Source organism: Pseudomonas sp. B13(2017), from assembly GCF_002113245.1.
Lineage (GTDB): Bacteria > Pseudomonadota > Gammaproteobacteria > Pseudomonadales > Pseudomonadaceae > Aquipseudomonas > Aquipseudomonas putida_Z.
Genome location: NZ_NEJX01000005.1, coordinates 306,076 through 314,140 on the forward strand (window position 1 = coordinate 306,076; position 8,065 = coordinate 314,140).

General features: G+C 64.5%; 6 protein-coding genes. All 6 read left to right on the top strand.

What is annotated here, in order from left to right:
* Nucleotides 1-8 precede the first annotated feature (8 nt).
* The 6 genes from CAG44_RS09955 to CAG44_RS09980 all read left to right on the top strand — a co-directional run bounded on the left by CAG44_RS09955 (nucleotide 9) and on the right by CAG44_RS09980 (nucleotide 7,930).
* A complete protein-coding gene (locus CAG44_RS09955) occupies nucleotides 9-2,396 on the top strand; it encodes a PAS domain S-box protein (protein WP_085591393.1) in 2,388 nt (795 codons plus the stop codon).
* A 7-nt stretch (nucleotides 2,397-2,403) separates the two neighbouring features.
* On the top strand, nucleotides 2,404-3,036 hold the full coding sequence (locus tag CAG44_RS09960) for a response regulator transcription factor (RefSeq protein ID WP_170929296.1): 633 nt from the start codon (nucleotides 2,404-2,406) through the stop codon (nucleotides 3,034-3,036).
* A gap of 294 nt (nucleotides 3,037-3,330) precedes the next feature.
* Nucleotides 3,331-4,455, top strand: a complete 1,125-nt coding sequence (locus tag CAG44_RS09965; protein ID WP_012270208.1) for an ABC transporter ATP-binding protein — start codon at nucleotides 3,331-3,333, stop codon at nucleotides 4,453-4,455.
* Nucleotides 4,456-4,495: 40 nt separating this feature from the next.
* Nucleotides 4,496-5,530, top strand: a complete 1,035-nt coding sequence (locus CAG44_RS09970) for an ABC transporter substrate-binding protein (RefSeq protein WP_085692034.1) — start codon at nucleotides 4,496-4,498, stop codon at nucleotides 5,528-5,530.
* 313 nt (nucleotides 5,531-5,843) lie between these two features.
* Nucleotides 5,844-7,091, top strand: coding sequence for an ABC transporter permease (locus tag CAG44_RS09975; protein ID WP_085692035.1), 1,248 nt, complete (start codon nucleotides 5,844-5,846; stop codon nucleotides 7,089-7,091).
* Between the two features lie 11 nt (nucleotides 7,092-7,102).
* Complete coding sequence (locus tag CAG44_RS09980; RefSeq protein WP_013970603.1) at nucleotides 7,103-7,930, top strand: ABC transporter permease; 828 nt, start codon at nucleotides 7,103-7,105, stop codon at nucleotides 7,928-7,930.
* Nucleotides 7,931-8,065 lie beyond the last annotated feature (135 nt).

The window sequence follows — 8,065 nt, forward strand, 5'->3', positions numbered from 1 at the left end:
GCGTGTAGATGAAGCGAGTGCGTCGCCTGTTGGTTATCGGCTGCTTTTGGCTGCCCTTGATTGCATTGGCCAGGCCCGAAGCGGTGCCCACGGTTGCCCTGGAGCCGGCCCAGCAGCAATGGCTGGATACACACCGCAGCCTGCGTGTCGGCCTGGTGTTGCAGGCGCCCTACGCTCAGTTCGACCGGCGCCTGCAGCAGCTGTACGGGGCCAACGTGGAACTGGTGAGCAGCCTGGCGCAGGCGCTGCGGCTGGACCTTACCTGGCGCAACTTCGCCGACCAGGCCAGCCTCGAGCATGCCCTGCAGGCCGGCGAAATCGACTTTGCCCCGGGGCTTACCCAGACCCCTGCCAGCCTGCGTCTGTGGCTGTTCAGCGACCCTTACATGCGCGTGCCGCAACTGGTGGTTGGGCCGCGCACCGGGACCATGGCCGTGGAACTGGAAACGCTCGAGGCCGAGCAGCGGGTGGCGGTGCGCATGCCCAGCCAGCTGGCGGACTACCTGCGTGGCAACTACAGCAACCTCAACCTGCAAGGGGTGCCCAACGAGCGCGAGGCCCTGCAACTGGTGGTGGGCGGCCAGGCCAGTTTCGCAGTGCTGGACGAAGCCCAGCTCAGCCGCCTGTCGCGCGAGAGCGAGTTCGGCGAACTGGCGGTGGTCGGCGATATCGGCCTGCCGCAACTGTTGCGCATCGGTTCGCGGCGCGACTGGCCGCTGCTGGCCGATGTGCTCGAGCGTGGCCTGCAGGCACTGCCGGCCAAGGAACTGGAGCAACTGCACCAGCGTTGGCTGCAGCCAAAGTACCCACGCCTGAGCGAGTCGACAGGGTTCTGGAAGAACCTGGCCCTGCTGTTCGGCTTGCTGCTGTTGTGCGCGCTGGCCACCCTGGTGTGGCAGCGTCGGCAACAGCGCCAGCTGGAGCGCAGCCTGCTGGCCACGCGCGAAAGCCTGGTGGAGCGGCAGGTGCGCGAAGAAGCGTTGCGCCTGAGCCAGTTTGCCATCGACCAGAGCACGGTGGGCATCCTCTGGGTCAACTGGGACAGCCACGTACGCTACGCCAACCATGCCGCCGAGCGCATGCTGGGCTATGGCGAAGGCGCGCTGCTGGAGCGGCCGCTGAGCGACTTTGAACCCAGCCTGACCATGGACCGCTGGCTGGAGCTGTGGAAGGGCGCGCGCACCGGGGCGGGCGGTGTCGGCCAGTTCGAGACGCAGTGCCGCCGGGCTGACCACAGCCTGCTGCCGGTCGAGCTGTCGCTGAGTTTTCTGCGCTTTCGTGACTCCGAGTACCTGGTGGTGTACCTCGCCGATGTCACCGAGCGCCACCGCGCCCTGGCGGCCCTGCGCGAAAGCGAGGCGCGGCTCAAGGGCATTGCCGGCAACGTGCCGGGGTTGGTGTTCCGCCTGGAGCGCGACCCGGCCGAGGGCGACCTGGAATTCCCCTACATCAGCGAGGGCAGCGAGGCCTTGGTGGGCTATTCGCCCAGCGAGATCCAGCACCCGCAGATGGGCCTGCGCAACCTGGTACATCCCGAGGACCGCGCCGATTACCACCGAGTGCAGGACCTGGCCCTGGCCAGTGACCAGGACTGGTCCTGGCAGGGGCGCATCCTCACCCGCCAGGGTGAACAGCGCTGGGCCGACATCAAGGCCAGCACCCGGCGCCTGGGCAACGGCCAGGTGGTGTGGGACGGCGTGGTGTGGGACATCACCCAGGGCAAGCGGGCCGAGTTGGCGCTGGCCAGGTCCCAGGAGCAGCTGCGCGAACTGTCGGCCCACCTGGAGAGCGTGCGTGAGGAAGAAAAGGCCCGCATTGCCCGGGAAGTGCACGATGAACTGGGGCAGATGCTGACCGTGCTCAAGCTGGAGGTGTCGATGTGCGAGCTGGCCTTCGCCGAGCTGGACCCGGGCCTGAACGAGCGCCTGACCAGCATGAAGCGCCTGATCGCCCAACTGTTCCAGCTGGTGCGCGACGTGGCCACCGCCTTGCGCCCGCCGATTCTCGATGCCGGCATCGCCTCGGCCATCGAATGGCAGGCGCGGCGTTTTGAAGCACGCACGCAGATCCCCTGCCTGGTGCAAGTACCGGATAATCTGCCAGCATTGAGCGACGCCAAGGCCACCGGGCTGTTCCGTATCCTCCAGGAGGCGTTGACCAACGTGATGCGCCATGCCCAGGCGCACAGCGTGGAGATCGAACTGGTGCGTGAGCACGGGCAATTGCGCATGACTGTCAGCGATGACGGCCAGGGCTTTTGCCGCGACCAGCCCCGGCCCACCTCGTTCGGCCTGGTAGGGGTGCGTGAGCGGGTGCTGATGCTGGGCGGCAGCATGGCGCTGGACAGTGAACCGGGCGAAGGCACCAGCCTAAGCGTGGCCATACCGTTGGAGTAGGAGAGCGATCGTGATTCGAGTGTTGGTGGCCGAAGACCACACCATTGTCCGCGAGGGCATCAAGCAGTTGATTGGCCTGGCCAAGGACATGCAGGTGGCGGGGGAGGCCGGTAACGGTGAGCAGTTGCTGGAAACCCTGCGCCACACGCCGTGCGAGGTGGTGCTGCTGGATATCTCGATGCCGGGTGTGAATGGCCTGGAGGCGATCCCGCGGATCCGCGCGTTGCACGACGCCCCGGCGATCCTGATGCTGTCGATGCACGATGAAGCGCAGATGGCGGCGCGGGCGCTGAAGGCCGGGGCGGCGGGCTATGCCACCAAGGACAGCGACCCGGCGCTGTTGCTGACCGCAATTCGCCGGGTTGCCGCTGGCGGGCGTTATATCGACCCGGCGCTGGCCGACCGCATGGTCTTCGAAGTGGGCCTGACGGAGTCGCGGCCGTTGCACACGCTGCTGTCCGAGCGGGAGTTTTCGGTGTTCGAACGCCTGGCCCAGGGCGCCAACGTCAACGACATCGCCCAACAGCTGGCGCTGTCGAGCAAGACCATCAGCACCCACAAGGCGCGCCTGATGCAGAAGCTGAAAGTGAACTCGCTGGCTGAGCTGGTGAAGTACGCGATGGAGCACAAGCTGGTCTGAATGCGACATGCCTGTTCTCGGAACTTGCCGAGGTCCCTGTGGGAGCGGGCGTGCCCGCGAAAGGGCCTGACCTGCCGATCTCTATGGCTGAACCGGCCCCTTCGCGGGCATGCCCGCTCCCACAGGTTTGGCGGGTGGCTCGGATGAGCATTCCAAACCCGCCATCTTTGTAGGGGAATCCCTACAACAAATCTTCCATCCGGATGATGGCATTCTCTCAGCACCCCCGATTTTCCGGCGCTTGCCGCTTGTCTAGTCTTTGCCTACGCAGTCATCCAACAAGAAGGTGCAGGCATGAGCGAGGCGAAGTCGAACGCTGCAACCAGCGAAACGCTGGTCAGCTTCCGTGGTGTGCAGAAGAGCTACGACGGCGAGTCGCTGATCGTCAAAGACCTCAACCTGGATATTCGCAAGGGCGAGTTCCTCACCCTGCTTGGCCCGTCCGGCTCGGGCAAGACCACCAGCCTGATGATGCTGGCCGGCTTCGAAACCCCCACCGCCGGTGAAATCCAGCTGGCCGGGCGCTCGATCAACAACGTGCCGCCGCACAAGCGCGACATCGGCATGGTGTTCCAGAACTACGCGCTGTTCCCGCACATGACCGTGGCCGAGAACCTGGCCTTTCCGCTGACCGTGCGCAACCTGAGCAAGACCGACATCAGCGAGCGGGTCAAGCGGGTGCTGAACATGGTCCAGCTCGATGCCTTCGCCAAGCGTTACCCCGGCCAGCTGTCCGGCGGCCAGCAGCAGCGTGTGGCCCTGGCCCGCGCACTGGTGTTCGAGCCGCAGCTGGTGCTGATGGACGAACCGCTGGGCGCGCTGGACAAGCAGCTGCGCGAGCACATGCAGATGGAGATCAAGCACATCCACCAGCGCCTGGGCGTGACCGTGGTGTACGTGACCCACGACCAGGGCGAAGCGCTGACCATGTCCGACCGGGTGGCCGTGTTCCACCAGGGTGAAATCCAGCAGATCGCCGACCCGCGCACGCTGTACGAAGAACCCTGCAACACCTTCGTCGCCAACTTCATCGGCGAGAACAACCGCATCAACGGCACTTTGCTGGCCAGTGATGGCAAGCGCTGCCAGGTGCAGTTGCCACGTGGCGAGCGGGTCGAGGCGCTGGCGGTGAATGTCGGCCAGGCCGGCGAGCCGGTGACCCTGTCGATCCGCCCGGAGCGCGTGCGCCTGAACGGCCACAGCGAAAGCTGCGTGAACCGCTTCTCGGGCCGGGTGGCCGAATTCATTTACCTGGGCGACCACGTGCGGGTGCGCCTGGAAGTTTGCGGCAAGGGCGACTTCTTCGTGAAACAGCCGATTGCCGAGCTCGACCCGGCCTTGGCCGTGGGCGATGTGGTACCGCTGGGCTGGGAGGTGGAGCACGCCCGCGCGCTCGATCCGATTGCCGAAGCCCATTGATGGATTGCTTCACCAACCCTGTACTGTGGAGAGAATAATAATGCGCAAGCAGTTGAAACTGACCGCCCTGGCCCTGGGGCTGTTCGCCGCTGGCCAGGCCATGGCCGCAGACCTCACCGTGGTCTCGTTCGGCGGTGCCAACAAGGCGGCCCAGGTCAAGGCGTTCTACGAACCGTGGGAGAAGGCCGGCAAGGGCAAGATCGTCGCAGGCGAGTACAACGGCGAGATGGCCAAGGTCAAAGCCATGGTCGACACCAAGAGCGTGTCCTGGAACCTGGTGGAAGTTGAGTCGCCAGAACTGGCCCGCGGCTGTGACGAGGGCATGTTCGAAGAACTCGACCCGGCCCTGTTCGGTAATGAGGCCGACTACGTGCCGGGTGCCATCCAGCCATGCGGCGTGGGCTTCTTCGTATGGTCCACGGTGCTGGCCTACAACGCCGACAAGCTGAAGACCGCACCGACCAGCTGGGCCGATTTCTGGGATACCAAGAAATTCCCGGGCAAGCGCGGCCTGCGCAAGGGCGCCAAGTACACCCTGGAATTCGCCCTGATGGCCGACGGTGTGGCGCCGAAGGACGTGTACCAGGTGCTGGGCACCAAAGAGGGCGTGGACCGCGCCTTCAAGAAACTCGACGAACTCAAGCCAAGCATCCAGTGGTGGGAAGCCGGCGCCCAGCCGCCGCAGTACCTGGCCTCGGGTGACGTAGTCATGAGCTCTGCCTACAACGGCCGCATCGCTGCGGTGCAGAAAGAGAGCAACCTGAAGGTGGTGTGGAACGGCGGCATCTACGACTTCGACGCCTGGGCCATCCCGAAAGGCGCCAAGGATGCCGAGGAAGCGAAGAAATTCATCGCCTTCAGCGTGCAGCCCGAGCAGCAGAAGACCTACTCCGAGAACATCGCCTACGGCCCGGCCAATTCCAAGGCTGTGAGCCTGCTGTCGGACACGGTGAAGAAGGACATGCCGACCACGCCTGAAAACATCGCCAACCAGGTGCAGATCGACGTGGCCTTCTGGGCTGACAACAGCGAGCAGCTGGAGCAACGCTTCAACGCCTGGGCGGCGAAGAAGTAAACGACCAGCGTAGGGGGCCGCGTTGCGGCCCATCGCCGGCAAGCCAGCTCCCACAGGGACCGCGCTATCCCCGATGTCAGCCCAGTACCTGTAGGGGCAGCTCCCACAGGGATCAGAAGCCCCGAGGCCAGTGCAGTACCTGTGGGGAATGCTCTCACAGGGATCACAAGCCCCGAAGCCAGTGCAGTACCTGTAGGAGGTAGCTCCCACAGGGATCAGAAGCCTCGAAGCCAGTGCAGTACCTGTGGGAGCTGGCTTGCCGGCGATGGGCTGCGCAGCAGCCCCATTTTCAGTTCGTATCGCGGAGTTCGCCATGGCCATTGCAGTGCCCCTCAAAGAAGGCGCAAGTCCAAGTCTCAAGCAGCGCCTCAAGCACGCCGAGCGGGTCAACCGCTGGAAGGCGCAGGCGTTGATCGCGCCGCTGGCGCTGTTTCTCCTGCTGGTGTTCCTGGTGCCGATCGCGGCGCTGCTGTACAAGAGCGTCGGCAACCCGGAAGTGGTTGGCGGCCTGCCGCGCACCGTGGGCGTCATCACCCAGTGGGATGGCAAGAGCCTGCCGGGCGAGGACGTGTACAAGGCGTTGAGCCAGGACCTGGCCGAGTCGCGCAAGAACCAGACCCTGGGCGACCTTTCCAAGCGCCTGAACATGGAGCTGGCCGGTTACCGCAGCCTGTTGGCCAAGACCGCGCGGGCGCTGCCGTTCAAGAGCGAACCCGCTTCCTATAAAGATGCTTTGCAGGCCCTCGACGAGCGTTGGGGCGACCCGGCCTACTGGCAGGCGATACGCCGCAACACCAGTACGGTCACCTCGTTCTACCTGCTGGCTTCGCTCGACCACCGTATCGATGACCTTGGCGAACTGGCCAAGGCCACCCCGGACCAGGCCATCTACCTGGATATCTTCGCCCGCACCCTGTGGATGGGTGTGGTGATTACCGCCATCTGCCTGGTGCTGGCCTACCCGCTGGCCTACCTGCTGGCCAACCTGCCGACCCGGCAGAGCAACCTGCTGATGATCCTGGTGCTGCTGCCGTTCTGGACCTCGATCCTGGTGCGGGTGGCGGCGTGGATCGTGCTGCTGCAGTCGGGTGGCCTGATCAACAGCGCGCTGATGGCCATGGGCATCATCGACCAGCCGCTGGAACTGGTGTTCAACCGCACCGGCGTGTACATCTCGATGGTGCACATCCTGTTGCCGTTCATGATCCTGCCGCTGTACAGCGTGATGAAGGGCATTTCGCCAAGTTACATGCGTGCGGCGATCTCGCTGGGCTGCCATCCGTTCGCCAGTTTCTGGCGGGTCTACTTCCCGCAGACCTACGCCGGGGTTGGCGCTGGTTGCCTGCTGGTGTTCATCCTGGCCATCGGCTACTACATCACCCCGGCACTGCTGGGCAGCCCGAATGACCAGATGGTCAGCTACTTCGTGGCCTTCTACACCAATACCAGCATCAACTGGGGCATGGCCACCGCGCTGGGCGGGCTGTTGCTGCTGGCGACCGTGCTGTTGTACCTGATCTATAGCTGGCTGGTCGGCGCAAGCCGCCTGCGCCTGAGCTGAGGAGCCTTGTCATGCTGAGCCCTTACATGTCGCCCGTGGAGCGGGTGTGGTTCTACAGCCTGCGCATTCTTTGCGGCTTGATCCTGCTGTTCCTCATACTGCCGGTGCTGGTGATCGTGCCGCTGTCGTTCAACAGTGGCAGTTTCCTGGTGTACCCGCTGCAGGGCTTCTCGCTGCAGTGGTACCAGGACTTCTTCGGCTCGGCCGAGTGGATGCGGGCCTTGAAGAACAGCATCATCGTCGCCCCGGCAGCCACAGTGCTGGCCATGGTGTTCGGCACCCTGGCGGCCATCGGCCTGACCCGTGGCGACTTCCCGGGCAAGTCGCTGGTGATGGCGCTGGTGATTTCGCCGATGGTGGTGCCGGTGGTGATCATCGGTGTGGCCAGCTACCTGTTCTTCGCCCCGCTGGGCATGGGCAACAGCTTCACCTCGCTGATTCTGGTGCATGCGGTACTGGGCGTGCCGTTCGTCATCATTACCGTGTCGGCGACCTTGCAGGGCTTCAACTACAACCTGGTGCGCGCGGCAGCCAGCCTGGGCGCCTCGCCCCTGCTGACTTTCCGCCGGGTGACCCTGCCGCTGATCGCGCCTGGGGTGATTTCGGGGGCATTGTTCGCCTTTGCCACGTCGTTTGACGAAGTAGTGGTGACCCTGTTCCTGGCCGGGCCGGAGCAGGCGACCCTGCCGCGGCAGATGTTCAGTGGTATTCGCGAGAACCTGAGCCCGACCATTGCCGCGGCGGCGACCTTGCTGATTGCCTTCTCGGTGGTGTTGCTGCTGACCCTGGAGTGGTTGCGTGGGCGTAGCGAGAAGCTGAGAACTCAGCAGCCTGGTTGAAGGTATGTTGCCTGTGCGGGCCTCTTCGCGGCTAAAGCCGCTTGTATGGTGATACTCGAAGGGGTGGTGGGACGAAAAAGCCGAATCTGACTGTTCACAGCAGTACAGACCGTGGGAGAACTCGCCCCACCCCTT